Here is a 26,217-nt window from a genome sequence, read left to right on the forward strand (position 1 = left end):
ACGTGGCTCTAGCACGTGCCGCGCTGGCTTCGGCCTGCGCGGCGCTTGTCTTTAGTTCGAATCTTGCAAATGTGAAAGAGCCGCGGGCTTGACGCGGCGCAGAGATGATGGAATGAAAATTCCAGATTTTTGGCAATTCGGTTTATTTGTTCCGAATTCAATGGAGGTTGCAATGACAGTGAGATTTGGTCTTCTCGGCGCCGGCCGCATCGGCAAGGTTCACGCCAAGGCCGTCAGCGGCGACGCCAATGCGACGCTCGTCGCAGTCGCGGACGCCTTTCCACAGGCGGCTGAAGCCATCGCCTCGGCCTATGGCTGCGAGGTCCGCACCATCGAGGCGATCGAAGCCGCTGGGGATATCGACGCCGTCGTCATCTGCACGCCGACGGATACCCATGCCGACCTGATCGAGCGTTTCGCCCGCGCCGGCAAGGCGATCTTCTGCGAAAAGCCGATCGATCTCGATGTCGCCCGCGTCAAGGCCTGCATCAAGGTTGTGGAAGAAACCGGCGCCAAGCTGATGGTCGGCTTCAACCGCCGCTTCGACCCGCATTTCATGGCAGTGCGCAAGGTGATCGACGACGGCAAGATTGGCGATGTCGAGATGGTGACGATCACCTCGCGCGATCCCGGCGCCCCGCCGGTGGATTACATCAAGCGCTCGGGCGGCATCTTCCGCGACATGACGATCCACGATTTCGACATGGCCCGCTTCCTGCTCGGCGAAGAGCCGGTCTCGGTTCTGGCGACCGCCGCCGTCCTCGTCGACAAGGCGATCGGCGAAGCCGGCGACTATGACAGCGTCTCGGTGATCCTGCAGACCAAATCCGGCAAGCAGGCCGTCATCTCCAACTCCCGCCGCGCCACCTACGGCTACGACCAGCGCATCGAAGTGCATGGCGCCAAGGGCATGGCGGCGGCCGAAAACCAGCGCCCGGTCTCGATCGAAGTGGCAAACGGCGACGGCTACACCCGCCCGCCGCTGCATGACTTCTTCATGACCCGCTACACCGAAGCCTATGCCAACGAAATCGCCGCCTTCATCGCCGCGATCGAAAAGGGCACGAAGATTTCGCCTTCCGGCGCCGACGGCCTGGCAGCGCTGGCGCTGGCCGATGCCGCGGTGCAGTCTGTCAAGGAAGGCAAGCTGATCAAGATCGGCTGAGGGCCTCTGCCGAGTGGAAACTGAGATGGCCGGGCTTTGCCCGGCCGTTTTGCGTTTGTGGGGTAAAGGCGCCGAGCGGAGCCTGTCATACCGGCTGCCGGCATCGACCGGGCTCGAGAGGCGCCTTGCCCGTTGTCGCTTGCCGGTTAGGAGGAGGGCGGGGCCGTGGATTCCAGGCTCAAGGCCTGGAATGACGGAGGGTGAGGGTTGCGATTGCGCCAAACTCGCCATAGCACCGGATGAGGCGTCTCGGTTCCTTGTCAATTGGCGGCGCCATAACAGACACCGGAAGCACCGCCCGCCGCGCGAAACGTCGACGGCTCGTTTGGCGATAACATACCCCCAACCTCCGTCATTCCAGGCCTTGAGCCTTGAATCCATGACCGCAGCCGCCGCCAGTCGCGGCATGGGTCCTCGGCTCAAGGCCGGGCAGGACGGAGAGTGGGGCCGTGGATTCCAGGCTCAAGGCCTGGAATGACGGAGAGTGAGGGTTGCGTTTGCGCCAAACTCGCCGTTGACGCAGCGGATAAGGCGTCTCGGTTCCGTGTCAATTGGCGGCGCTATAACAGGCATCGGAAGTACCACCGCCGCGCGAAACGTCGACGGCTCGTTTGGCGATAACATTCCCCCAACCTCCGTCATTCCAGGCCTTGAGCCTGAAATGACGGAGGGGTGAGGGTTGCGTTTGATTGGGCTAAGCTCAAAAACGCCGCTCCTCACAGGGAGAGTGAGACAGTGCCTGTCCCCTTCGCCCCAGCGGGGAGAAGGTGGCCCGAAGGGTCGGATGAGGGGGCCGCGGACACAAGGCTGGCCGGTCCAAGCTACCAGCTGCTCCAAGGCCTAAAACAATATTATGACAGAGACTTAAAGAAATCTCTGTCGGCGGTTATGGCCCCCTCATCCGCCCTTCGGGCACCTTCTCCCCGCTGGGGCGAAGGGGGAACCACTACTCCGCACCCTGAACACCCGAGACCACAATGTCCTGGTCGATAACCGAGAGCGCCCGGTTGAGGTGGCCCTCGAAGACCAGGATGGGTTCGTCGGGGACGACGCGGATTTCGGGCATGCCTTCCATGCGCACGATATGGGACTGGCCGAGGCCTTCTTCGATGCCCTGGCGGAGGAGATCGTAATAGCGGGTGCCGGGGCCGGTGATGGCGATGGGCATGCGTTCGGTGAGGCTGAGCATACGCGACAGGCCGTTGCCCAAGGCGAGGCCGGCCTGGCGGAAGGCGAAGGCGGAGGTGCGGTGGCCCTGGCGGGCGCGGGCGGCGATCTTGTCGAGCTCGGCGACCGGCACGAATTTGGCCGGGATCGTATCAAGCGGCACTTCGAAGGCGCTGCGCAGGATGGCGTAGAAGCCGGCATAGGCCTCGATGCAGCCGCGGGTGCCGCAGCGACAGAGGCCGCCACCCGCCATGTGCAGCATGTGGCCGAAATTGGGGGCCGAGACCTCCTGACCGGTCTCATTGCCGCGTCTGACGATGCCGAGGCCGATGCTGTGGCCGAGCGAGAGAGCCGCAAGCGAGCGGAAATCGGCGCCCTTGACGATCTCCTCGCGGGCGCCGAGGGCGGCGGCAACGAGCAGCGTCTCGTTGTCGAGGATGACCTTGGCCTGCCATTCCGGCCGCAGCACCGATTCGAAATCGATCTGGTCGCTGCCGAAAATCGGCGACCACAAAAGCACCGGCTCGGTGGAATTGACCAGGCCCTTGCTGCTGATCGAGATCAGCAGCACTTTTTCCTGGGAAATCCGGGAACGATCGAGAATGCGCGACAGGCCGGCGCGCACCGCCTGGACAAAGCGGGCCGCACCCGAGGGATCATGCGAGCGCTCCTCGCTGAAGCGGTCGATCAGCTTGCCGGCATAATCCACCAGCGAATATTGCACCGCATCCGAAGAGATGATGACGACGATGAGATAGCCGCAATCACGCCGCTGACGCAGAAGCACACGCGGCCGGCCACGGCCGCTGGCCGCCTGCTGCTCGGATTTTTCGATGATCTGGGCTTTTTCCAGATCGGCGGTGATCGCCGAAATGGTGGCCGATGAAAGGCCGGTGAAATCCGATATCTCGGTATGCGCCAGCTGACCGTGACGACGCAGCACGGACAGCACGAGCACGCTGTTTCTCTGCCGGACCAGCTCCGTGCTCGACTTGGTCAGCATGAAGCCGCCCTCTCCTCCCGCTTATTCGTCCTTGCTTTCCACTGCATCCCCGGCCGCTGCTGTGCAAGGAAATTAAGCCGGCAGTCCAGTGTTGACAGCTGAAAAAATCTCTGACATCAAATTTCTCGACTGTCGAGAAAATAATCCGAACTTTCCTCGACAGCTTTACGCGGTGGCCGGAGGAAGCATGGGCTGGGCCGGTCGCAACTCACTCGGGAGGACATTTATGAAGTCTATTTTGAAATTGATGGCGGGTGCAGCCATCCTCGTTTCCGTGCATACCGTTGCCATGGCTAAAGACCTCGTCGTCGGCGTTTCCTGGTCGAACTTCCAGGAAGAACGCTGGAAGACCGACGAAGCCGCCATCAAGAAGGCTCTGGAAGCCAAGGGCGCCAAGTATATTTCCGCTGACGCGCAGTCCTCGGCCGCCAAGCAGCTGACCGACGTCGAATCGCTGATCTCGCAGGGCGCCAACGCGCTGATCATTCTCGCCCAGGACTCCGACGCCATCGGCCCGGCGATCGAAAAGGCCGCTGCCGAAGGCATCCCGGTCGTCGGCTACGACCGCCTGATCGAAAACCCGGCTGCCTTCTACATCACCTTCGACAACAAGGAAGTCGGCCGCCTGCAGGCCGAGGGCGTCTTCAAGGCGAAGCCGGAAGGCAACTACGTCTTCATCAAGGGCTCGTCCTCCGACCCGAACGCCGACTTCCTGTTCTCGGGCCAGCAGGAAGTGCTGAAGGCTGCGATCGACGCCGGCAAGATCAAGAATGTCGGCGAAGCCTATACCGACGGCTGGCTGCCGGAGAACGCTCAGCGCAACATGGAGCAGTTCCTGACCGCCAACAACAACAAGGTTGATGCCGTTGTCGCCTCCAACGACGGCACGGCCGGCGGCGCGATCGCAGCGCTCGACGCCCAGGGCCTCGCCGGCTCCGTTCCGGTTTCCGGCCAGGACGGCGACAAGGCGGCGCTGAACCGCATCGCGCTCGGCACGCAGACGGTTTCCGTCTGGAAGGACAGCCGCGAACTCGGCAAGCGCGCTGCCGAAATCGCTCTCGACCTCGCCGGCGGCAAGGACATGAGCAAGGTCGACGGCGCACAGGCCTTCAAGGGCGGCCCGAAAGGCGTGGAAATGCAGTCTGTCTTCCTGAAGCCGCTTGCCATCACCAAGGACAATCTGAACGTCGTCATCGACGCCGGCTGGATTTCCAAGGCTGAAGCCTGCCAGGGCGTCAAGGCCGGCACCGTCGCCGCCTGCAAGTAAGCAGCTCCTGCACTGAACTGCCGGCGCCGCAGCGAAAAGACCGCTGCGGCGCCGGATGCGGACGAGAACTCCAATGATGCAGTTCCTCCGCCTCGCCGCACCAGCGCGGACTTATTCCCTGCCGGAAGGGTGTCGCGACGCCACGCGACCGGGTTCCGGAAGCATCGCGATGGTCAGTTGAAGAACAGATCGATGACGCCGAAGGCAGCCTTTGGCACGCCCGCGCATCCGTCGAAACAAGAATGGGGGAACGGCAAACCCATGGCCGAAATGGTAAAATCCACAACATCAAGCGGGCCGCGAACGGCGGAAGCCAATGCGGTGACCCGCTTCTTCCGCGCCACCGAGATCGACACGCGCCTGCTCGGCATGATCGGCGCGCTCGTCATCATCTGGATCGGTTTCCACATCATCACCGGCGGCCTGTTCCTGACCCCGCGCAATCTCTGGAACCTCTCGGTCCAGACGACCGACATCGCGATCATGACGACGGGCATGGTTCTGATCATCGTCACCCGCAATATCGACCTTTCGGTCGGTTCCGTGCTCGGCCTCTGCGGCATGATCATGGGCGTGACGCAGGCCAAGATCCTGCCGGAATATATCGGCTTCGACAGCCCCTTCACCTGGGTGATCACGCTGCTGATCGGCATCATTGCCGGCGGGCTGATCGGCACCTTCCAGGGCATGATCATCGCCTTCCTCAACGTTCCCTCCTTCATCGTCACCCTCGGCGGCCTGCTCGTCTGGCGTGGCGCGACCTGGCTCGTCACCAGCGGCCAGACGGTTGCCCCCATGGACCAGACCTTCCGCATCATGGGCGGCGGCGCCGAGGGCTCGATCGGCGCCACCTGGAGCTGGATCGTCGGCATCGCCGCCTGCCTCTTCGTCATCGCCAGCATCATCGGCTCGCGCCATCAGCGCCGCCGCTTCGGCTTTCCGCGCCGGCCGATCTGGGCGGAATATTTCCTCGCGACCTTGAGCTGCGTGCTGATCCTCGGCGCCGTCTCGATCGCCAACAGCTATTACTGGCCGATCAATATCGCCAAGAAATATGCCGAGACCAACAATATCCCCTGGCCGGAAACCGGCCTGGATATTCCCTACGGCATTGCCGTGCCGGTGCTGATCGCCATCGTCGTCGGCATCATCATGACCTTCATCGCCACCCGTCTGCGCTTCGGCCGCTATGTCTTCGCCATCGGCGGCAACCCTGAAGCGGCAGAGCTTGCCGGCATCAAGACCCGCTGGGTGACGGTGCGCATCTTCGCACTGATGGGCGTGCTCGCAGCCATTGCGGCGGCGATATCAACCGCCCGCCTCAACGCCGCGACGAACTCGCAGGGCACGCTCGACGAGCTCTACACCATCGCCGCCGCCGTTATCGGCGGGACGTCGCTGGCAGGCGGCACCGGCACCATCGCCGGCGCCATGCTCGGCGCGCTCGTCATGCAGTCTCTGCAATCGGGCATGGTGCTGGCGCATGTCGACACACCGCTGCAGAGCGTCGTCGTCGGCACCGTCCTTGTCGTGGCGGTCTGGCTCGACACCGTCTACCGCGCCCGTGCCAAGTGAGAGGAGCTCCAGATATGGCTGATCAACGCACTCCCCTCGTGGAACTGAAAAACATCTCGATCTCCTTCGGCGGCATCCACGCCGTGGACAATGCCTCGGTGGATCTCTACCCCGGCGAAGTGGTGGCCCTGCTCGGCCACAACGGCGCCGGCAAATCGACGCTGATCAAGATCCTCTCCGGCGCCTACAAGCGCGATGGCGGCGAGATCCTGATCAATGGCGAGCCGGCCGAGATCCGCAATCCCCGCGATGCCAAGAAATACGGCATCGAGACGATCTACCAGACGCTTGCTGTGGCCGACAATGTCGATGCCGCCGCCAACCTCTATCTCGGCCGCGAGCTGAAGACCCGCTGGGGCACACTCGACGACGTGGCGATGGAGGCCTCGGCGCGCGAGGTGATGGGGCGGCTCAACCCCAACTTCAAGCGATTCAAGGAGCCGGTGAAGGCGCTTTCGGGCGGCCAGCGGCAATCGGTGGCGATCGCCCGCGCGATCCTCTTCAACGCCCGCATCCTGATCATGGACGAGCCGACGGCGGCCCTCGGGCCCCAGGAGACGGCGCAGGTGGGCGAGCTGATCAAGCAGCTGAAGAAGGAAGGCATCGGCATCTTCCTCATCAGCCACGACATCCACGACGTCTTCGACCTCGCCGACCGCGTCTCGGTGATGAAGAACGGCCAGGTGGTGGGCCACGCCCGCACCGAGGATGTGACCAAGGACGAAGTGCTCGGCATGATCATCCTCGGCAAGGTGCCACCGAAGGCGATCCCCGGCCCCGGCGCCATGCAGATCTGAGCGGCACCGAAAGCGCGTCGCGTCAAATTTGATTGATGCGGCGCGCTTTAGCCTTTTGTTTTGATGCATGTCGTTATCCCGGAACCGCTGCACACTTCCGGGCGACATGCATGAAGGCGCCCTGCCCCCGACAACCAGGCTCCGCCGCCCGCAAGGCCGGCGGAGTTTTTTATGTGGCATTCCCCGGGCTGACGAATAAAAACGCCCGCCAAATCGCAAGCATCGGTATTTCCGAGAATTTCGCGATTGAAGCCGGCCGCAAGCTAGGCTAAGAACCACGCATCGGACAGGCGATTCAAGCCGCCTCAGGCATGCACCCGTAGCTCAGCTGGATAGAGTGTTGGATTCCGATTCCAAAGGTCACAGGTTCGAATCCTGTCGGGTGCGCCAACAACTCCAATAGCTTGCGGAAAGATGTCTCCCCGGCCGAGCCGCTGCAGGAAGCATATAGGAAGCACGACCGTCCACAGGCAATCGAAGCGCCCGGAGCCTGAGACTGGTCCGCTCAAGCAATTCGTGCTGGCACCCACGTCGTTGGGCCGTCTAGTATCGCCGCGGCCTCAGGGAGCCTGCCGAGGTTTGAGCACAGGACGTGCTGCAGCCCTGAAACCCGATCAAGGTCGGCGTTACGGCTTCCATCAGCGCGCGTGTAATTCATTTCACGCATGATATCCAAGCCTGCTTCTCAGAGATAAACCGGCGCGGGATGACCATTCCGGAATGTCAGCAGATGGTGATCCAGCAACAGCAGGCGACCGCGGTCATTGCGGGGCTCGCTTTGGTCGGGACGGCGGCTGCGGTATGCACGAACGGCAACTGCGGCGGCGGCTACTACACTCCCCCGAGGCGGTGTCCGGGCAACTGCCAGTACGATTGGCAGTACGACGCCGCAGGAAATAGGTGCGGCCACCGGAGCGCCTATTCGCGCCCCGGCGGTTGGTAACCGGCAACTGGAAGTGAATAAATGGAGAAGGCACCAAGAGCTTCGGAGGCAAGGAGGCGTAAGCGGAAAATTATCGCGCAGGCTACGGCGATCACGCTTTTGTTGACGCCACATTACGCGAGTGCAAGCGACCTCGAAAATTTGGCGCTGCAGGGATACGCGGTCGCGCTGACGACGCAGGTGAACGGTACATACGAAGGCTGCGAATATGGCAAGCAGCTTGAGCTTATGAACGGACTAATTTTCGTCTGTTCCACCTATCGGTACCATTATTCCTATATGCCGCGGGTACTGATTTTGCAGCAATTGCAAACCGGCAAAATCAAGGTGATAATTGACGACGATGAGACGGCAGGAACCTTATATCGTCGCTGAGCTTTGTATCGCTGGTAGCTGCGCGCTATGAGCACTTCTGACACAGCCACCCTCCTTGAAGACGCCGCCGATCGGATCGCGGATATCTCGCGATCGGATCGGCAGATCATGCTTCGTCGAGCCGCCCTACGACTGCGCAACGCCTCGGCCGTCTCGATGGACGATGACGTGGAAGAAGTTCTCCGCGACCTGGCCGGCGAGTTCGGCATGACGCGCAACGACACGATCAGTTTTATCGTACGGGAGTGGATGGAGAAGAACCTTTATCTGCCCGTGCACGTGCTCGACGAGGACGGCGATGTGGATGGGAGTGATTGAGCCGCGCGATTTCCTACGAAGTGCAGCGCTCCACGGAATTGAGGATTCGCTGAACTAGATGAATGAGATATGTAAAAATATCGAGCACAGGCTGGTTTCGGGTCAGCGAGGCAGGGCCGATCGTCACGAATGCGTCTACGGCGACGTCATTGACAACTTCGCGGATGGACGCGTCCATCCTGTAGAGTTCAACAACCTCATTTTCGATACGAACTGGTGAAGTACCTTCTGGGATCAAGAATCCGAGTTGATGCCCGAAAGGAGTTGACCCGGGCGGGCCGCCAAGAAGGCAGATTGAACCATCCGGTGCCACGAAAACTCCCGGCATTGAGGCCCGTACAGCCACAGAAACTCCAGCGACTCCGACAGGGGGGAGCTGGTCGTGCTTCCCCAGATTGTCAAGTCGCGCGAGAGCCCAAAGCGCTTGGTTTCCACCATCGTATGGCTTGAGTCGGCGAATAAACTTGACGACAGGAGCCGGCACGTTTTCCAACTTCTTTCCTAGTTCCCTTTCGAAATCCGCTTCTGATTTCGATATGGGAAAACCTGTTTGCTTTGTAACCTCTTTGCCACCGCCATGAACGATCGCTGCGACCATGAGATCGAGAGCCACACGTAGATTGTGCACCACGGTTTTGGCAATCGCTTCAAGTTGTTTGGGGAAGCGCTCTTTCGTCAAGAAACGGTAAGTCCAGCAATTATCGTTCGTGTCGAACTCTTGGCGAAATTCGAAAGGCTTAGTCTTGTCATTGAAGGCGTTCAAGCTCTCCTCGAAACGTTGTAAATGGACTATCGCCTCATCGACGAGAGCTTTTGAATCTGCAAAGCGATCGCTGATACCTGCACCGGGTGACAAGGTGCACGGCTTCTGGGGAACCGGATACAAAAAACGCGCGCGTCTGACTCCGTCGATGCTGACGGATATACCGTCCGTGTCCCCGCTCATGCCGATGAGAGGCATCGGTTCCCCCTGTGAGTATGCCAGCAACCTCTGATCCTGCTGTTTAACTCAACATTGCCGTGTACGGCCGTCAAGCTCGCTCGTCGCCAGTCCCCGGGAATATCGATCGCCTACTCGATCTCAAACCGCCGTGGTGTCCTGCTCCTCCCTCAGCCCCTTATATGACGCATGCCGCAGCTTGCCGTCATGCGTCCAGGCCCGATATTCGATCTCTGCAACAAGCTTCGGATCGATGAAGACCGCGTTTCGCTTGCGCCCGGTATCGACAGTTGGCTTGGCGATTTTCAGCTTGTCCATCTGCTCTCGGAGTTCACCCGCGGAACGTTCGGTGAAGCCGGTTCCCACTCCCCCGACATAGACCAGCTCGCCTCCTCGGCGCGCGGCAAGCAGCAGCCGGCCGATGCCCCCGAATGATGCCGTCGACTTCTCATAGCCGATGATCGCGAAGCCATCGCTCTGGACGCATTTGATCTTCACCCAGTCGCCGAGGCGGCCGCTGCGATACGGGCTGTTACGGTCGTTCGCAATTATGCCTTCAAGGTCATGTTCGCATGCGATACGCAGAAGTGTCTCGCCATCCGCATCGATCTCTTCGGATAATCGTATGGCTTCCTCGCCAGCGGGCGGCACTAGGCCCTCGAGGAGATGGCGCCGGGAGGCGAGTTCGGTCCCGGTGAGGTCGTGGCCGTCGAAGTAGAGCAGATCAAACGCCATAAAGATTGCGTCTCTTGATAATCGCTTGCCGCCGCGGCCGCCGAGGGACTGCTGAAGCATGCCGAAATCAGACCGGCCTTGCGCATCAAGCACGACGGCCTCGCCATCCAGGATCGCCGTTGAAACGGAAAGGCGCCTCGCCTCGGCTAGGATCGCCGGAAAGCGCTCGGTCCAGTCATGACCGCCGCGCGTCAGGATGCGAACGCCGGACGGCTCGATGTGGATCGCCAGCCGGTAGCCATCCCATTTCACCTCGTATGTCCATTGCGAGCCTTTGGGCGGCCGCGGCTTCAGCAGCGCGAGGCACGGCCCGATGCGCGCAGGCATGGGATCGAGAGGAAGATTGGGCTGGGCGGGATCTCGCCGCCGGCGGGGCCGGCTGCGGAGCGGCGCATCGACTTCACCGAGAAGCGGCTTGGATGGCTTGCGGGGCGACGTGGTCATGCAGGCACTTCATCAGCCACACCTAAAAAAGCAATTTGCCCACATTGATTATTGACTCACCTCCTTCTGCGAACATAATAAGAACATCGGCGTGCGGCCGCCAATCTGACAAACGAAGATGTGGAGAACGGATATGCGAGAGCAGCCGATCGGCGAAGCCGTGGAAGATGATGAATTGGATCTAACCGGGGTGATGTGGCCCCCGGAGACGGAGATTGAGGCCTCCGAAGTCCACCCGAGCTTGGCGAAGGCCATCGCCGGCAGTCGCGGCGTGAGGTTTTTTGCTACTCGCCTCATTGACGTTCCCAGCGACTGCCATTTGGGAAATATACAGATGGCTATCGATGAAGCAGCAGGCCAGGCATGCGGCATCTATCTGACCACTCGGATATCCGAAGTGAATGCAGAAACCGGAGATCCCACTTTAGTCGAGGAGGCCACGCGGCCATTCAAGTTCCCGTATAGCGGTGATGTCGAGGAAGCCGTATGCAGCCTTTGCGAAAAGATGAGACTGGCAGGCGTGATCCCTTGAGTGCAGCAATGAAAACTCAAGGGCTTCGGAAACCAGCGGACAGCGAGATCGCCGAGGTGATCGCCTATCACGAAGGGGACATGCAAGCCGCCATACGCACTCTGCTTGATGATGTCCGCCATTTGCGCCAGCAGCTTGCGTTTGCGGAAGGGGCCATGAGCCACGGCATGACGCGCGGCTGGCGGCCGAGTTACGATCGAGACTGACAATGCCGGAAATGAACGAAGCCAAGAAGTTGCGCGGGTGGAGCCTGCGCGACGCGGCCGAGGCCGGTCAACTGCTGGAAGTCAGATGCCAATTCTGCCGAAGGACATACCGCTTCTTTCCGCGCGACTTGCTGCAACTGACGGCGAATGTGAGCCTGGACCGCCTGGCTTGCCGCTTCCGCTGCGAGCGCTGTAACCGCCGGGACTATATGAGCCTGAAGGTCGTCCAAATTTGGGGATCGGAACCTGGCAAGCTCACGGTGCGGCGGCTGGTCAGGGTCACCAGCGTCAGGAAGCCGATATGGGAAGACGGAGTTTTATAGGATGCCCTCCCGCCGAGATAATCCCCTCGCCCGCTGGCGGCTGAACGCCGAGCTTCCCCACCACGTAATCATGTGGTGGGGCGACTATAATTCTAGCCAACAGGACCGCGACTACCGGCTGAGAGGGGAGATCATCTCTTCTGCGCTGGCCTACGATCACGCTTCGAAGTCGTACTCTGCTTCCGTGGAATGGGACCAATACCTTGTCTTCTGTTTCGTAAGCCGCGAAGCTGCGGAGCAATTTAGGAAACGCTGGAACGGCCAGTTCATTGAAACCGACGAAGTGAGCAGGAATGGCGTCTGGACGCCACGGGAGGGTGATGTGTGCAATCTGTACCAGATGATGAGCAATCAGGAGGCCATTCGCGCCAACACTCGCGCTATGATCGACAGCACCGGCAATATGGAGCCGCTGCAGGAAATCTGGCCAGACCGCATGGCGCCGATCGTCCGCAACACGCCGGCCGGCCGCGAGCTTGCCCACGTCCGTTGGGGGCTACCAAGCTCTTCGAAGGCGCTGTTTGACGCTGCGACCAAACGCGCTGACGGCCTACGAAAGAAGGGAAAGCCAGTCGACTTCGATGAACTCCTGAAGATGGAGCCAGACGGCGGAACCACAAACGTCCGCAACGTGAGCAGCAAGCATTGGAAGCGCTGGCACGGGATTGAGAACCGGTGCGTCGTGCCGTTCACACGCTTTGCCGAACCGGATCCGGCAAATAAGCCGGACGGCGGCAGAACGCCGAACGCGTGGTTCGGCTTGCCGGACGAAAGCTTAATGTTCTTCGCAGGACTGTGGGTGCCGCAGTGGACAAGCGTGCGAAAGATCAAAGAGGGGCTGATCACGGCCGACCTATTCGGGTTTCTCACGACCGAGCCCAACGCTGTCGTTGCGCCGATCCATCAAAAGGCGATGCCAGTGGTCCTTGCCAACCCGGAAGAGGTCGAGACTTGGCTGTCAGCGCCTTGGGAAGAAGCGAGCAAACTGCAACGGCCACTGGCGGACCACATGCTTGCCCTGCTGCCGCCTGTGCAGCCTCTAACCCCGGTTGATACGCAACCGATTTTGATTTGACCAATGAGCATTGAAGGCCATTCGAGCGCGCCAGGCGCCAACCTGATCGTCGAGCACTTTTGCGAGCATATGCATCCCAACGGCATGCGCTGCAAAGAATGGGGCGGCTTCGGTCGCAGCTCAACCAAGAACGAGCCCGCGCGCTGGTGGTGCTGGGAGCACTTTCCCTACAAGACCTATGAGCAGGAACAGGCGCTGAAACGGAAGCTTGAGGCCAACGGGCCTGGGGATACGGCGCAGTAACGGCAAGGCTCAAATTGCAGAGTCCGATTTTCTGCAGTAATGGTTGCGAAATTTCAGGGATAACCAGATGCGTTTCAAGCTCTTCACTCTTGCTGCTATTTCACTCGCTCTGGGGTCTTGCGAGAGCACACCGGTCGACCAGTTATCCTACTCGGAGATGAAGTCTCTCTCGCTCGAATTGCACAAGCGTTGCTGGGCTCAAGGAGTTAAAAGCGATACGCCCGAAATGCACGCCTGCCTCCAGCAGGAATTTACGCGCGAGTCGTCGCTCAGAAGCCGCAATTACGAGGCAAGGCAAGCGATGGGGGACGCTCTTATTGCCGGCGGACAAGGTTACAATCAAGGAATGCAGCGACAGCAGCCCACGTATACGCCGACGACCTGCACTTCGACCCCGCAAAGCACGTGGGTTGGTGGACCGGTCCGTCAGGTTAGGACCACCTGCTATTGATGATGGCGGGATTGATCCTCTGCGCATCGCTGACGGCCGTCGACGGCGACACCGTGAAATGCGATGGGCAGAACATGCGGCAGTTCGGAAAAATCCCGTTTTCGATGCTGTTAAACAGAAACCGGAATACGGGCGGCCCCGCCGTTCGATGATCGGGTGTCGGGAGCTAGGTAGCAGGGAGACCACGGCTGTAAAAATCGGAGACTAGCTTACTTATTTCGTCAACACTTAGCTGCGTTAGCAACTCGGTCTCGCGCCCGGTTCGAACAAACGCGCTATTAAGTTCTGGGTCGAATCCCCATTCTGCGATGTGCGCAATCGCTACATTATGCCAGACGGCCCCCTTCCAGGTTTTCTTCAAGGTGTCACCGGTATAGTTCTCAATGACGGAGTAGCTGAAGGCTTTGAGAAACACTTGCGTCAATTTTCGATCCTCGAGTGAAATTCTCCTGGATCGTATAACCGGTTGCCCAAAACGCAAAGGCTCGATGAAGGAGCGATGTTACGGCCGCCTGCGCCTCGCCAGTTCGGCGCCCCTGCGGGATTGCATTCCCGAAGAGATCCTGAGAACCGGGATTGATGCCGAAGAGGGATGCAATGTTCTGACCGCCGTTGCGGCAGACAGACGCGCCCTGGGTTTTATATGCGCCGAGGAGTGGTGAGCGTCCGGTGAGCGGATTTTGGTTCGGCGCGGAATTGGCGCAAGTTACGACACAGATGATTCATTTGTGACGTAACAGGGTATGAATGGCCAAGGTTGAGATCCTGACGGGTGCCGAGCGACAACGTCGATGGTCCACTGAACTGAAGCTTTTGATATTGCAAGAAGCGTTCGGCGTGGATGGCAGCGTTTCGGATGTAGCGCGCCGGCACGACGTTCTTCCGCAACAGATATACGCTTGGCGAAAGAAGTTCTCGCGACCCGAATTGAACCCTCCACAGACCCCATCGTTCATCCCGGTGTCGCTTATCGGAGCATCGGAGAGCGTGAGTGACGGTTCCAAGAGGAGCGATGCTCGGTCGAGATGCAAAGACGTTGAAATCGTCCTGAGGAATGGCCGCTTACTGAGAATTGCAGCGGACATGGATCTCGAAGTGCTATCGTCGCTTGTTGCTTGTGTGGAGGCAGCATGATCGGGCCTTCTGGAAATGTGCGGGTTTATCTGGCCTGCGGAGTGACCGACATGCGGCGTGGCATTGATGGACTGTCGGCGTTGGTTGAGGCGGTCATAAAGGAGGCGCCGGGTTCTGGCGCGATCTTCGGCTTCCGCGGAAAACGCGCTGATCGGATCAAACTTTTATGGTGGGATGGCCAAGGGTTCTGCCTGTTTTACAAAATTTTGGAACGCGGATACTTTCCCTGGCCGACGGCGAAAGATGGCGTTGCGCCCCTGACGCAGGCTCAGCTTTCGATGCTTGTGGAGGGGATCGACTGGCGCCGACCTGCGTGGACTTCCGCGCCCGGTCGAACGGGTTAAAAGCTATATTTTGCAAGGACATCCGGGGCATGATGCTAGCGTTTCCGGCGCAAATCGGCTATGTATGCGGGCATGGAAACAACGCCGCTGGACAGTCAGGACGAGCTATCTGTATTGCGCGCGCTCGTTGCTGAACAGGCGGGGAAACTTGAGAGCCAAGAAGCCGAAGTCTGCAAGCGCGACTCCATTATCGGGCTTCTGCGCGCGCAGCTGGAGTTGCTCCGACATCGGCAGCATGGCGCTTCTTCGGAAAAGATCGACCGGAAGATCGAGCAATTTGAACTGATGCTGGAGGAGATCGAGGCCTCCCGTGCCGAGGCTGAGATGCGCTCCGGGAAAGCTCCTTTGCCGGAGTTGGATGACGCACTAGACAAGCCGAAGCGCAAACCATTGCCGGATGGTCTTCCAACCGAAGAGCTGGTCTATGCAGCACCCTGCAATTGTCCGACCTGTGGTGGCACATCGTTCCTGAAGGCTGCTGACAAGATGGTCCAGGTGATGGAGCACGTGCCGGCGTCCGTAAAGATTGTCCGCCATATCGAAAAGCGCATGATCTGCAGGGACTGCGATACGACGGTGTCTGGCGAAATGCCGACCTTGCCGATCGAGCGAGGCAAGCCCGGACCGGGATTGCTCGCTCATATCATGGTCGCCAAATTCGACGATCACATCCCGCTCTACCGCCTATCCGAGATGTACGACCGGCTGGGAATAGACATCTCCCGCTCTGTCATGGCGGACTGGGTCGGCCGTGTGTCCGTTCTGCTGACGCCACTCGTCTTGCTGATCAGGGCCCATATTGCGGCGGTCGACCGAATACATACGGACGATACCCCGGTCGATGTTCTCGACCCTGGGCGAGGAAAGACCAAAACCGGCAGGGTGTGGGTCTATGTCTTCGATGGCAGCGGCTATCGAGACCCCACTCCAAGGGCCATTGCCTACTACTATAGCCCCGACCGCAAGGGCGCGCATCCGGCCGACCATCTCGCTGCCTTCAGCGGCGTGATGCACGCGGATGGCTATGGTGGCTATAAGAAGCTCTACGGCAACCAGATCGTCGAGGCCGCCTGCATGGCGCATGTGCGCCGCAAGTTCCATGATGTGATCAAGCTGAAGCCATCCCCGATCGCTGACGAAGCGCTGTCGCGCATCGGTGCGCTCTACGATATCGAGGATCGTATCCGCGGCATGTCGGCTGACCAGCGGCGTACACTGCGCCAGCAACACGCCAGGCCCCTTCTGGCGGACCTCAAGCGCTGGATAGAAGAGACGCTTTCGGCGCTGCCACAGAAGCAGAAGCTGGCTGAAGCGATGCGATATGCCCTCTCGCGATGGACAGCGTTGAGCGTTTACATCGACGATGGCCGTGTCGAAATCGATAACAACATAGCTGAACGAGCCATGCGTCCGCTTGGAATCGGAAGAAAAAACTGGCTATTTGCCGGCTCGGATAAAGGCGGCGAGCGCATCGCCAACATCCTGACCATTATAGAAACGGCCAAACTCCATGGCCACAATCCCGAGACCTACCTCACAGACGTCCTGACCAGGATCCAGGATCACCCCAAAGATCGCTTTGAGGAACTGCTGCCGTCGCAGTGGGCGCCAGCGAAAGACCGATACGAGGCTGCGTGATGGCACGCTCGAGGTTCATCTATACGCTGAAAGAAGTCGCCGGCATGATCGGCGAGAACCTCGAATTAATCGAGGAGGTGACCGCCAACTCGGACAATATCGCCGAGGGCGAATTGATATATGTCCGCGATGGCAGTGAAGATGGCACAAAAGGCCTGACCGAAAATGGAATTGACGACCTTCGAGATCTCTTGGCCGACATACGGACGTGGGATGGTGGAATCCGCCAGTTCCTTGTCGATGAACAATGCGATCCCGAAATGATCGAGCGCATCATGGCCGATGAGCTAAGCCGCAAGTTCTAAAACGCGCCTCGTAGACCGCAAAAATGCATTCGCCGGACGCTCACGAGGAGTGTGGGGTTGAAGCCGTTGATGTTCCCGACCGGGACCGTTCCGACCAGGCTCGGATTGGCCGCCTTGAAGGTAGCTCCGCCGGCCACGGTCTCCTGGATCGGGAAAGCAGCTCGCCAGTTTGAGAAGGTGGTGTAGGTCGTTGCGCCCCATTTAACTGATGTCGCGGGGGAGGAATAGCAGTTCCCGATGAATATCAGTCCGCAGCCATGCGTCTGTACGAACTCTTCATGGGACCGCTTGATGTTGCCAAGCCTTGGCAGATGTCCGGCGTGGCCGGGGTCAGCCGCTTCCTCCATCGCGCATGGCGGATCGCAATTGGAGAGGATGGCATGTTGTCGAGCAAAATTACGGATGCGGAGCCGTGTCCAGAGATCGCGCGAATTCTGCACAAGACGATCAAGTCTGTCGGCGATGACATCGAGGCCCTGCGCTTCAACACAGCGATCTCCAAACTGATGGAGTTGTCGAACACATTGACGGGGCTGGACACCAGGCCACGATCAGCGATCGAGTCCTTCGTTCTGCTGCTGGCACCGTTCGCGCCGCACATTGCCGAGGAACTCTGGAAATTGCTGGGTCATCCGAAAAGTCTGTCGCCTGAACCCTGGCCGACATACGATCCCACTCTCGCCGACGATGATATTCGTGAAATTATCGTCCAGGTGAACGGCAAGCTCCGGGGAAGGATTCACGCCGCTTCGATGATCAGCGATGGCGAACTCGTAGCGCTGGCTGCGCGGGAAGGTGACGTTAAGGCGAAGCTGGTGGGGAAGACGGTACTGAAGGAAATTGTCGTTCCCGGGCGGCTCGTGAATTTCGTGATTGCCGACTAGCGAATTCGGGAGCCGCTGCCGTTAGTGGCGACAGCGGCTCCATCGCGATTGGCCAGCCGACTAAGTGGCGGCATGATTGCGCTTCGACCGTATCCCAGAGGTCTCGGCCTCTTTTTAGATCTGAATACGACTTTCGCGTACTACTATCGCGCCACACTCAACTACCAAACCGACGGCAATAAGCAATCAGGAGAGAAGAGGCTTGGTGACGGTCAGATCGCAGAGCCACGCAACGGAAAAAAATAGTATGAGTACAGAATACCGATTTTCGGCTTTTGTGTACCATAATATGGCTCATCTCCGATGAGGCCGGTCCCACTGTATTACTCGTCCAGGAAGCGGGTCAGATCTGATGTTCCCCGGTTCAAAGGCGTAAGACGTTCCCGGAGCGTGATCCAGTGCTTCAGTATCACAGGCCCGTATTCTGCTTGCTCGTCCATAAGTGTCAAGACCCTCGACGGATCGAACAGGGGAAAACCAAGAACCAGAGCCCACGTTGCCTCGCCCGCGCCGACTACGTCGACGTCGAACTCCATTGGCAGAGTATCGATCCCCATGGGAGCTGCCAAAACCCGGAGCTTCTCCATTAAGAACAACGTTCTCAGCACCGGATGAGGATGGCTTCTTGCCTGTATGTTCTTGGGCTCCATCAGTTCCATCAACTTGAACATTAGGTAGAGCGAGACGCAGTATACGTGGAACATTGAGATAAGATCTTCACCATCACAAAACGATAACTCCTGGCCAGCCATATTCCTGATCGCAAGCGCCGTGTTAAGAATAAAAGCGATGTTGTCAGCATCCCATTCCATCGTTTGAAAATCTAACGTCGACAGCTTGGGAGCGGCAACCGTTTTCATCTCCTCCATTGGCAATAAACCTAATTGGCTCTGAAACAGATCAACGTGCCCATTTCTAATATGCACGAACTCATGGAGGAAGATGAATCCGCAACAAGCGAGCACGAGAGCAGTGACTCGCATAACATTCAGCGAAGAATGTTCTATCAGCTGACCATGATTGAAAAGATCGGCAAGGATTGTTGTTTCGTTGAACCCTATTGTCCCTGCATAACGAGGCAGTATATCCCGACCCGGGGGCAGAAACCCATTGTCGTGAGAAAGGCATGCGGTGAAGAAATTAGCCAGCATCGTTGGGACCGCGGCAGACATTCGGATAACGGCCGTTCCCTCCCATAGGTCAGCGGCAGCACCGAATCGGTTGCATTCATAGAAGCCGAACCGGAGCCGGGATATTTTCGGAAATTCTGTTTCAATTTGTGCAGCTTGCTGCTCGAAGTGGTTCGACAGCAGCCGGTGTAAGGCGTTTGAATAGGGTGAGTCGGGATCGAAGGCCGCGATCCGTCTAGCGGTACAATATTTTTGAAAAACCTCATCCACCGCCATATCTGTCTGCGCTCCTAACTTCACCGATCGACATGAGCACAAATTCCTCGGTAAGGCTATGCAGAGGTTTCGGATGTAAAGCTGGTATGCCCGGTGCAGAAACGGAACTTGGGCCAAAAGGCACTTAGGTGTGACGGCGAGTTGAGGAACAGCGGATAACCGTTGCCCTTCCTGGCTGTTGCCAAAGAAGCCGCGTGCCTAGCGAGGCTCAGAACACAGTATCCCTTGGACTGACTACTGGGACGGCTGGTACCTTATACCCTTATCTGTTCCTGCCTTCCCGACAATCCGTGCAGCCGCATGCAAACCAACGAGGCTTCCAGAATGCTGATTTACAACAGCGCAGAAAATAAAGATTGAAATCGGCCCCGCCCGCAAATCTTTTATCGGGCCGTGCTGTTCTCCCTCCAGGATCTCTGTGTTAGGCAGCCCCAAAAGCGCCAATCTTGCGCGCGACCAAGTACGCTCTCGATATGAAGGCCGCGGGCATTGAAGGTTTACAGACCAGAGATTGATGGCCTAAGGGCCATATCGGTGATCGCGGTTATTCTTTACCACGCCGAGTTCACGGTTGCCGGCCACACGCTGCTTTCTGGTGGATACATCGGCGTCGATGTATTTTTTGTGATCAGCGGCTTCCTGATTTCCCAGATTCTGCTGACGGAAATCGAAGCGACGGGACGTATCGATTTCCTCAAATTCTATGCCCGGCGTGCGCGGCGAATTCTGCCTGCGTTGTTCGCAGTGATTTTCGCGACGATGCCCTTCGCCTATTATTTCCTGTTGCCGCTGGAACTCATGGACTACGCGAACTCCGTGGGTTCATCGCTGCTGTTTGGATCGAATATCTATTTTTATTTTACGGCGGCCCAGTACGGGGAGCCCAATACTCTTCTCAAGCCTTTTCTTCACACCTGGTCGTTGAGCGTCGAAGAGCAGTTTTATATCGCCTTTCCGGTCTTGTTGCTGATCGTGCGCCGATACCTGAGATCGAGGTTTTTGCCATGCGTGTTGATCGCTGCAGCCCTCAGCTTTGTATTCTGTTTCATCACCGTACGGCACGATCCGCAGCAGGCTTTCTATTCGCCCTTCACCCGGGCCTGGGAACTGCTGGCCGGAACCCTGCTTGCCTATTACGAGCTGAGGCGTGGACGGCCTCGCCCCCAGCCGTTGCTCGCAGCGGCCGGGCTTATGCTGGTTCTCGGTTCACTCATCCTGTTTAAAAAGGGCACGGTTCATCCCGGCCTGGTCACTGTCATCCCGGTCTTCGGGACCTGTCTGGTGCTGGCATTCGCCAGCCGCGAGAACGCCGTCGGGCGCCTGTTGGCTTCTCGGCCCGCGGCGCTCACCGGACTGGTATCCTACTCTTTATATTTGTGGCACTATCCGATCTTCGCCTTCTCGCGGCTGACAAGCTTGAATTTCAGCAATGGTGACAAGCTTCTCGCCGTCGCAGTGACGGTGCTGGTCTCGGTCGTCAGCTTCGTCGTCATCGAAAAGCCCCTGCGCCACACCAGGAGAAGCCGCGCTCTCTGGATCACCCTCAGCTCCTCGGTCGTCACCATCGCGGCTGCTGTCCTTTCCGCAATCCATATGGCCGGCTTTCCCAACAGATTGGATGACGTCTATTCACCTGTCGCGCAGGCGAACGAGGCGCGGCTCGAAAGCACTTTTCTGAGCTTGAACGACAACATTCAGGCTGAAAAACCCATTATCTTCATCATTGGGGACTCGCACGCCAGAAACTGGTCGATCGCGCTGAAAAATTACATCGACACCGACCGATATCAGATCGTCGCACTCAGCTACTTGAACTGCATGGTCGAGATCAAGAACGATGTGGTCACGGCACCCTCTCGCGCCAGCATTTACGACAAATACTGCATTCCCTTTGAAAAATATATCAACGACAAATCATTGCTTAGCCGAACCAAAGCAATCTTCCTCACCAGCCTTCGGCCGTTCGAATACACCGTCAACCCGTTCAGGTTCGAGCTTATTTCCTGGATGAAAAGCCACTCGGATAACGCGCGCGTTTTCGTTTTCGGAAATTATTTCCAGCTCGACGAATTGCACTCGTGCCTGGGGCTGATGTTTCAGAGAAAATCCGATGCCTCCATATGCCTGCGGGAGGCCAGCTATCCGCCGGCCAACCAGCCTTTGGAGCAACTGCCGTTTTTCCCGTCCGGTCTTCCGTTCACCTACGTCGATATCGTCAAGCTTCACTGCGACTACGACAAGGAGAAGTGCCTGACCAGCAGCAAGGGCGTTCCGTTCATCTTGGACTGGAACCATATGACGGCAGAATTTCTGACGACCTTGATTGGCGACATTCTGGAAAAGAGAACCGCTGACCTGCGGAACGACGGCCTCCTGGATTTCCTGGTCCCGCCGCATGCCAGCCAATCCGAGCGAACGGCGAGTTCTCAGCCGAACGCTGGTCCTGTATCGTCCGCTTCTCCATCAAACTAGGCGGCTGGACGCCGGGAATGCAGATTTGCCGTGCCGTCGCATGGGAAACCCGCTTATGGAAATCTCAGTGAGCGACTGAGATGACCGGAATGCCCGCTTCCTCCGCAGCCCGAATGAGTGCGGCGCGCGCTGCCTTGGCCGGAATGTCGCCTTGGATGGCATCCAGGCATGTTTTGACGGCCGCGATATATTCCTCGCCATCATCTGCCGGCCAGGCGGTGATCAGCGTATCGGCAATCTCGCGCAGCGATCGAACCAGCCTGGGCTTTTCCTCGCCGCTCATGACGAGCATCAGTGGCGCGAAGCCTTCGCTCCTGTGCCAATCCGCCATGCCTGGTCTTTGCATCGAAGCCGCCTTTTCCCTCGCACGAAGCAGCACCCGACGCTGATCGGCAACGGGGCGCTTCACCAGGGAGATTCTGACTGGAGTTCAGCAACATCGCTAAAACCTCCCTGGTGTCCTTTCGACAAGGATCAGGAGAATCTAAGCCGGATGGCGCCGAGGGAAAGCCGGACCTAAGTCCGACTGGCGACCTCCGAACCTGCTGCTCATATATAGGCACGAGGCAATATGAAGGTCCGTGGAGGGGGGCGGAACAGGAGGAGAATATGACGTTCGGCCCCAACAACCACAGCCATGAAGAATGCTGTTCGGAAGGCCATAGCGCGGCAGCGACCATCGCAACGATATCGGCAGCCCTTTCCGCCGATCCTGACATCGACAGCAGCGCCATCGAGATCAGAATGCTCGGCCCTGTCGTGCTGCTTGAAGGCTATATCACCAAGGCCGCAGACCGCGAAAAAGCCATCTCGCTTGCGGCGATGATCGTCGGCCCGGAGCACGTCCAGGACCGGATGCTCAGCCGCCTTCCCACGCAGTAGAAGAGGCTAGGACTAAAGTCCGATCGGCCCCGGCATGAAGTCCCAGCCCGGGAACACTTCCTCCATCTCCCGGTTTGGCCCTGCAGCGGAACGAACCGCATCGAAGGAGGAAAAATAAATGCATATCAAAGCAGTAGGAATTGCCGCCGGCATTCTGTTGGCATCGACGTCTGCCTTTGCGCAGTCATCGACGGTCACGGGCGCGGCGGGTGGCGCGGCGACGGGCGCGATTGTCGGCGGTCCCGTGGGTGCGGCTGTCGGCGGCATTGTCGGCGGCGTCGCAGGCAGCGTCATCGATCCGCCGCCGCAGAAGGTGGTGACCTATGTTCAGCAGGCCCCTGCCCCGGCTGAGCGCGTCGTGGTGAAGGAAAAGGTCGTCGTCGGGCAGCCCCTGCCGGAGAGCGTCGTCGTGACGCCAATTCCCGACGATCCGAAATATGCCTACGCAATCGTCAACGATCAGCGTGTGATCGTCGAACCTTCCTCCCGGAAGGTCATCCAGGTCATCGAGTGACCGACGGGCGGCTCGAACCGCCATTCCAACAATCAGGGCACGCATGCACCGCATCGGAATGCGGGCGACACTCTGTGCCTGAATCTCGGAGATAGATCATGAAAAGCAATCATTTCGCCATGCTCGTGGCCGCGCTGTCCCTCAGCGTATCGCCGCTTGCCACGCTGCCGGCCGCAGCCCAGCAGGACGCCACCAAGAGCAGCGGCCAGGCTCAGTCCGGCTCTCAGACGGGCGCGGATGCCGGCGCGCAAGCCGGTGCCGGCAAGACCGCCACCGGCTGCACCCCCGACGCTTCGGGCGCCTGCCCGCAGGGCAAGGACCAGTCAAGCAAGGGCCAGGCGACGCAGCAGAAATCCGGCCAGGGCGCCAACATGAAGAAGAGCGCCGAGCAGCCTTCGAACGACACGTCGACGAGCGGAAGCGGCAAGGCTTCGACGGAGACCAAGTCCGGATCGCAGGATGCGAGCGGCGGCACCTCGGCCGAACAGAAGCCCGCCGCCAAGTCCGCCACCACCGACAGCAGCGGCGCAGCCACCTCAGGCACGAAGAGCAGCAGCGAAAATGCCAAGCCTGCTGAAGGCAAGGCCAGCGGCAGCCCCACGCAAAGCAGCGATGCCTCGAAGCAATCGACCGATCAGAACGCGGCGACGACAAACAAGAGCTCGACCGAAACCAACGTCAACATTTCAGTCGAGCAGCAGACCGAAATTCGGACAGTGGTGAAGGAAGTGCATGTTGCGCCTGTTAAGGACGTAGACTTTACGGTTTCCGTCGGCACGACGATCCCGAAAAAGGTCCGGCTGGAACGGCTGCCGACGCGTATCGTCAAGATCGTCCCGGAGTACGAAGGCTACCGTTTCTTCATCCTCGCGGACGGCCGGATCGTCATCGTCGATCCCCACGCTTTGACGATTGTCTACATCCTCGAGGCTTAGCCCGGCATTTCCCGGCGGCGTCCTTGCGCCGCCGGGACCACCGACGCGATCGGTCTTTCACCGGTTGGGATGCCAAACCAGGGTTTCGGCGAATGGGCGCGAATGCGCCTCGAACGGCCCTCATGCGCAACGCACCCAAGCTTACACATCCGCTCGTTAGGGATTTGTTGACCATAAGCTGGCTTTACTGAACCGGATGGATGCGGAGTTCCCGCCCGTCGTCGAGTGTTTGGTGTGGCGGGGTTGTTGGTGTTGACGTATCCGGTGCAAGGATTATGGGGCGGAATTGCCAACCTCCTGTCGCGTGCGGAGCGCTTCGCATCGCAGAGCATTCTGCCGGCGCTTTTTGCGCTGCCGGCACTGGTCGGTTTAGCATCCTTTGCCTCGGCGGAAGACCGGGCGCTCAAGCTGTTCTTTACCCATACCGGCGAGAGGGCGACGATTACCTATAAACGGGATGGGAAGTTCGATCCCAAGGGCCTTGCCCAGATCAATCGGTTTCTGCGCGACTGGCGACGGAACGAGCCGACCCGGATGGATCCGCGGCTGCTCGACCTGGTCTGGGAGGTGTATAAGCGCAGCGGCGGCAAGGATTATATCCACATCGTCTCGGCCTATCGTTCGCCTGCGACCAACAACATGCTGCGCAACCGCTCGCGCAGCACCGGTGTCGCCAAGAAGAGCCAGCACATGCTGGGCAAGGCGATGGATTTCTACGTGCCCGGCGTGAAGCTTGCGACGCTGCGGGCAACGGCCATGCAGATGCAGGTCGGCGGTGTCGGATATTATCCGACCTCGGGATCGCCTTTCGTGCATCTCGACGTCGGCAATGTCCGGGCCTGGCCGCGCATGTCCCGGCAGGAACTCGCGCGCATATTCCCGAATGGGCAGACGATGCATCTCCCGGCCGATGGCCGGCCGCTGCCGGGATACAATCAGGCCGTTGCCAACGCCAGGAAGCGCGGCGGCGCCGCCTGGATAGAGATCGCCGGCAGCGCTGGAGACGACGAGGAGGTGGGCTCCTCGACCAGGCCGGGCGGCGAGACCGCAGACAACAGGCTCGTGACGGCGCTTCTGCCGGCGCCGAAAAGCCGGGCATTGAATGCGCTGGCGCTGCAGACCGGCGCGGCCGAGCGGGATGACAAAGGCTCCGCTCCCGAGCTTTCATCCTTGCCGGTGCCGATACCGGCGATGCGGCCGGTCGCCCCGGCGCGTGACGCGGATGCCGACGCCACGCTGGTGACGGCATCGATCGGCCCGATTGCCGCGCTTGCCGAGAGACCGGCGCCAGTTTTGCCGGCCCACGCCCGCTTCGCACCCCTCGTTGCCCGTGAGGGCTCCAAACAGGGCGCCGATATGATCGCCTCGCTGCCCATGACCGCTTCCTGGGAAGAAGAAAATTTCCTTCAATCGACATCCGAGGCGGCGCTGATGAAATGGGCGCTGCATTCTCCCGGCGAGGCGTTCGACTTGAGCGCGCCGCGCCTTTCGCCGCGCACGGTTCATCGTCGGGTCGATGTCGCGGCGTCAGGGAAAGAGATCGTTCCGGTCGCCGCCGCAGAGCTGTTCGATGCCAGCCGGTTTGCGTCGCCGCCGGAGGGCTGACCTTGGTCGCCAGGGCTTGATGGGTTGGGCCTCTAAGCCGGTCAAGAACTCTACACCGTCACAGAACCTCGTCCCAGGAGATCGCCGCGTGCTCCATCCGGCTGCCGCCATCGACCGGAGTCAAGCCTCACCGGTCTCCAACGCCGCCAAACGCGCTGATGCTCTGGTTCTCAATGTTTTTCCGAACCTAGGGTCGACTGCTGAGCGAACACTGTAAAGCCTCAATATTTTTCAGGACGAAATGCACCGATTGAATAGAATATCAACCAGAAAAAGACGACTTATCCACAACAATAAATAACCACCCAATAATGATCTGTGACAATCATATTTTTTACTGTAACCATACATGGGCACTGTGCAAGCATTCCTACCGGAGGACCCGCCACCCACCCCGGCGGGTCCTCAACCTGCTTATGGCCGGTTGCCGAAATGCAATCGCTGTTATCGCTGCGTGAACACAAGCAGATCCCGTTGCGGAAGCGACGTTTGGCAAGTGTGGTTCGCAACGCCGGTTCTTCCCGCTCGACATTTCAACG

Annotated in this window: 25 protein-coding genes, 1 tRNA gene and 1 pseudogene; 22 read left to right on the forward strand and 5 right to left on the reverse strand. The window is 59.3% G+C overall.

The window, feature by feature from the left end:
• Positions 1 to 172: 172 nt before the first annotated feature.
• Complete coding sequence (iolG, locus tag RHEC894_RS16250; protein WP_085738042.1) at positions 173 to 1,165, forward strand: inositol 2-dehydrogenase; 993 nt, start codon at positions 173 to 175, stop codon at positions 1,163 to 1,165.
• 946 nt (positions 1,166 to 2,111) lie between these two features.
• Here the strand turns inward: iolG and RHEC894_RS16255 are convergent.
• The gene (locus tag RHEC894_RS16255) at positions 2,112 to 3,335 is read right to left on the reverse strand and encodes an ROK family protein (RefSeq protein WP_085738043.1); all 1,224 of its coding nucleotides are present in this window, start codon (positions 3,333 to 3,335) and stop codon (positions 2,112 to 2,114) included.
• 226 nt (positions 3,336 to 3,561) lie between these two features.
• On the opposite strand from RHEC894_RS16255, the gene xylF reads away from it, so the two are divergent.
• The 6 genes from xylF (at position 3,562) to RHEC894_RS16290 (ending at position 8,610) form a co-directional block, all read left to right on the forward strand.
• Positions 3,562 to 4,602 (forward strand): D-xylose ABC transporter substrate-binding protein, encoded by a 1,041-nt coding sequence (gene xylF / locus RHEC894_RS16260; protein ID WP_085738044.1) that lies wholly within the window; start codon positions 3,562 to 3,564, stop codon positions 4,600 to 4,602.
• Positions 4,603 to 4,863: 261 nt separating this feature from the next.
• Positions 4,864 to 6,177: a sugar ABC transporter permease gene (locus tag RHEC894_RS16265; RefSeq protein WP_085739014.1), complete on the forward strand. Its 1,314-nt coding sequence runs from the start codon at positions 4,864 to 4,866 to the stop codon at positions 6,175 to 6,177.
• Between the two features lie 14 nt (positions 6,178 to 6,191).
• A complete protein-coding gene (locus RHEC894_RS16270) occupies positions 6,192 to 6,974 on the forward strand; it encodes an ATP-binding cassette domain-containing protein (RefSeq protein ID WP_085738045.1) in 783 nt (260 codons plus the stop codon).
• 313 nt (positions 6,975 to 7,287) lie between these two features.
• Positions 7,288 to 7,364, forward strand: a tRNA-Arg gene (locus RHEC894_RS16275).
• Positions 7,365 to 7,938: 574 nt separating this feature from the next.
• The gene (locus RHEC894_RS16285; protein ID WP_010067693.1) at positions 7,939 to 8,292 is read left to right on the forward strand and encodes a hypothetical protein; all 354 of its coding nucleotides are present in this window, start codon (positions 7,939 to 7,941) and stop codon (positions 8,290 to 8,292) included.
• 27 nt (positions 8,293 to 8,319) lie between these two features.
• Positions 8,320 to 8,610 (forward strand): hypothetical protein, encoded by a 291-nt coding sequence (locus tag RHEC894_RS16290; protein WP_010067694.1) that lies wholly within the window; start codon positions 8,320 to 8,322, stop codon positions 8,608 to 8,610.
• Positions 8,611 to 8,623: 13 nt separating this feature from the next.
• On the opposite strand, the gene RHEC894_RS16295 is transcribed toward RHEC894_RS16290, so the two are convergent.
• Complete coding sequence (locus tag RHEC894_RS16295; RefSeq protein WP_085738046.1) at positions 8,624 to 9,571, reverse strand: hypothetical protein; 948 nt, start codon at positions 9,569 to 9,571, stop codon at positions 8,624 to 8,626.
• 120 nt (positions 9,572 to 9,691) lie between these two features.
• Positions 9,692 to 10,729: a non-homologous end-joining DNA ligase gene (gene ligD, locus RHEC894_RS16300; RefSeq protein ID WP_085738047.1), complete on the reverse strand. Its 1,038-nt coding sequence runs from the start codon at positions 10,727 to 10,729 to the stop codon at positions 9,692 to 9,694.
• A 133-nt stretch (positions 10,730 to 10,862) separates the two neighbouring features.
• On the opposite strand from ligD, the gene RHEC894_RS16305 reads away from it, so the two are divergent.
• From RHEC894_RS16305 to RHEC894_RS16365, 10 genes and pseudogenes are all read left to right on the forward strand, one after another.
• Positions 10,863 to 11,261, forward strand: a complete 399-nt coding sequence (locus tag RHEC894_RS16305) for a hypothetical protein (RefSeq protein WP_010066037.1) — start codon at positions 10,863 to 10,865, stop codon at positions 11,259 to 11,261.
• An 8-nt stretch (positions 11,262 to 11,269) separates the two neighbouring features.
• On the forward strand, positions 11,270 to 11,467 hold the full coding sequence (locus RHEC894_RS16310; RefSeq protein ID WP_085738048.1) for a hypothetical protein: 198 nt from the start codon (positions 11,270 to 11,272) through the stop codon (positions 11,465 to 11,467).
• Positions 11,468 to 11,469: 2 nt separating this feature from the next.
• Positions 11,470 to 11,790: a hypothetical protein gene (locus tag RHEC894_RS16315; protein WP_085738049.1), complete on the forward strand. Its 321-nt coding sequence runs from the start codon at positions 11,470 to 11,472 to the stop codon at positions 11,788 to 11,790.
• A gap of 322 nt (positions 11,791 to 12,112) precedes the next feature.
• On the forward strand, positions 12,113 to 12,865 hold the full coding sequence (locus RHEC894_RS16320; RefSeq protein ID WP_085739015.1) for an SOS response-associated peptidase family protein: 753 nt from the start codon (positions 12,113 to 12,115) through the stop codon (positions 12,863 to 12,865).
• A 3-nt stretch (positions 12,866 to 12,868) separates the two neighbouring features.
• On the forward strand, positions 12,869 to 13,108 hold the full coding sequence (locus tag RHEC894_RS16325; protein WP_010067932.1) for a hypothetical protein: 240 nt from the start codon (positions 12,869 to 12,871) through the stop codon (positions 13,106 to 13,108).
• Positions 13,109 to 13,558: 450 nt separating this feature from the next.
• Positions 13,559 to 13,660: pseudogene (locus RHEC894_RS33410) on the forward strand (thermonuclease family protein); the annotation flags it as partial.
• 1,029 nt (positions 13,661 to 14,689) lie between these two features.
• Positions 14,690 to 15,037: an IS66 family insertion sequence element accessory protein TnpB gene (tnpB, locus tag RHEC894_RS16350; protein WP_010069755.1), complete on the forward strand. Its 348-nt coding sequence runs from the start codon at positions 14,690 to 14,692 to the stop codon at positions 15,035 to 15,037.
• Between the two features lie 72 nt (positions 15,038 to 15,109).
• Positions 15,110 to 16,675 carry an IS66 family transposase gene (locus RHEC894_RS16355; RefSeq protein ID WP_010069756.1) on the forward strand — a complete coding sequence of 522 codons (1,566 nt, stop codon included), beginning with the start codon at positions 15,110 to 15,112 and terminating at the stop codon, positions 16,673 to 16,675.
• Entirely contained in the window at positions 16,675 to 16,980 is a 306-nt protein-coding gene (locus RHEC894_RS33910; protein ID WP_010069757.1) for a hypothetical protein, read from the forward strand. Before RHEC894_RS16355 ends, RHEC894_RS33910 begins: the two co-directional genes overlap by 1 nt.
• A gap of 278 nt (positions 16,981 to 17,258) precedes the next feature.
• Positions 17,259 to 17,864, forward strand: a complete 606-nt coding sequence (locus RHEC894_RS16365; protein ID WP_245339474.1) for a class I tRNA ligase family protein — start codon at positions 17,259 to 17,261, stop codon at positions 17,862 to 17,864.
• Positions 17,865 to 18,187: 323 nt separating this feature from the next.
• Here RHEC894_RS16365 and RHEC894_RS16370 read toward each other — a convergent pair whose 3' ends face one another.
• The gene (locus RHEC894_RS16370; RefSeq protein WP_085738051.1) at positions 18,188 to 19,270 is read right to left on the reverse strand and encodes a hypothetical protein; all 1,083 of its coding nucleotides are present in this window, start codon (positions 19,268 to 19,270) and stop codon (positions 18,188 to 18,190) included.
• Between the two features lie 489 nt (positions 19,271 to 19,759).
• On the opposite strand from RHEC894_RS16370, the gene RHEC894_RS16375 reads away from it, so the two are divergent.
• Positions 19,760 to 21,742 carry an acyltransferase family protein gene (locus tag RHEC894_RS16375; RefSeq protein ID WP_085738052.1) on the forward strand — a complete coding sequence of 661 codons (1,983 nt, stop codon included), beginning with the start codon at positions 19,760 to 19,762 and terminating at the stop codon, positions 21,740 to 21,742.
• A gap of 64 nt (positions 21,743 to 21,806) precedes the next feature.
• Here the strand turns inward: RHEC894_RS16375 and RHEC894_RS16380 are convergent, their stop codons facing one another.
• Complete coding sequence (locus RHEC894_RS16380; protein WP_085738053.1) at positions 21,807 to 22,088, reverse strand: DUF982 domain-containing protein; 282 nt, start codon at positions 22,086 to 22,088, stop codon at positions 21,807 to 21,809.
• Positions 22,089 to 22,351: 263 nt separating this feature from the next.
• Between RHEC894_RS16380 and RHEC894_RS16385 the strand changes: the two genes are divergently transcribed.
• The 4 genes from RHEC894_RS16385 to RHEC894_RS16400 all read left to right on the forward strand — a co-directional run bounded on the left by RHEC894_RS16385 (position 22,352) and on the right by RHEC894_RS16400 (position 25,678).
• Positions 22,352 to 22,624 carry a BON domain-containing protein gene (locus RHEC894_RS16385; protein ID WP_010064621.1) on the forward strand — a complete coding sequence of 91 codons (273 nt, stop codon included), beginning with the start codon at positions 22,352 to 22,354 and terminating at the stop codon, positions 22,622 to 22,624.
• Between the two features lie 118 nt (positions 22,625 to 22,742).
• Positions 22,743 to 23,138: a DUF1236 domain-containing protein gene (locus tag RHEC894_RS16390; protein ID WP_085738054.1), complete on the forward strand. Its 396-nt coding sequence runs from the start codon at positions 22,743 to 22,745 to the stop codon at positions 23,136 to 23,138.
• Between the two features lie 98 nt (positions 23,139 to 23,236).
• The gene (locus RHEC894_RS16395) at positions 23,237 to 24,073 is read left to right on the forward strand and encodes a DUF1236 domain-containing protein (RefSeq protein WP_085738055.1); all 837 of its coding nucleotides are present in this window, start codon (positions 23,237 to 23,239) and stop codon (positions 24,071 to 24,073) included.
• Positions 24,074 to 24,316: 243 nt separating this feature from the next.
• Complete coding sequence (locus RHEC894_RS16400) at positions 24,317 to 25,678, forward strand: DUF882 domain-containing protein (RefSeq protein WP_085738056.1); 1,362 nt, start codon at positions 24,317 to 24,319, stop codon at positions 25,676 to 25,678.
• Positions 25,679 to 26,217 lie beyond the last annotated feature (539 nt).

Origin of the sequence: Rhizobium sp. CIAT894, assembly GCF_000172795.2 — a bacterium.
Classification (GTDB): domain Bacteria; phylum Pseudomonadota; class Alphaproteobacteria; order Rhizobiales; family Rhizobiaceae; genus Rhizobium.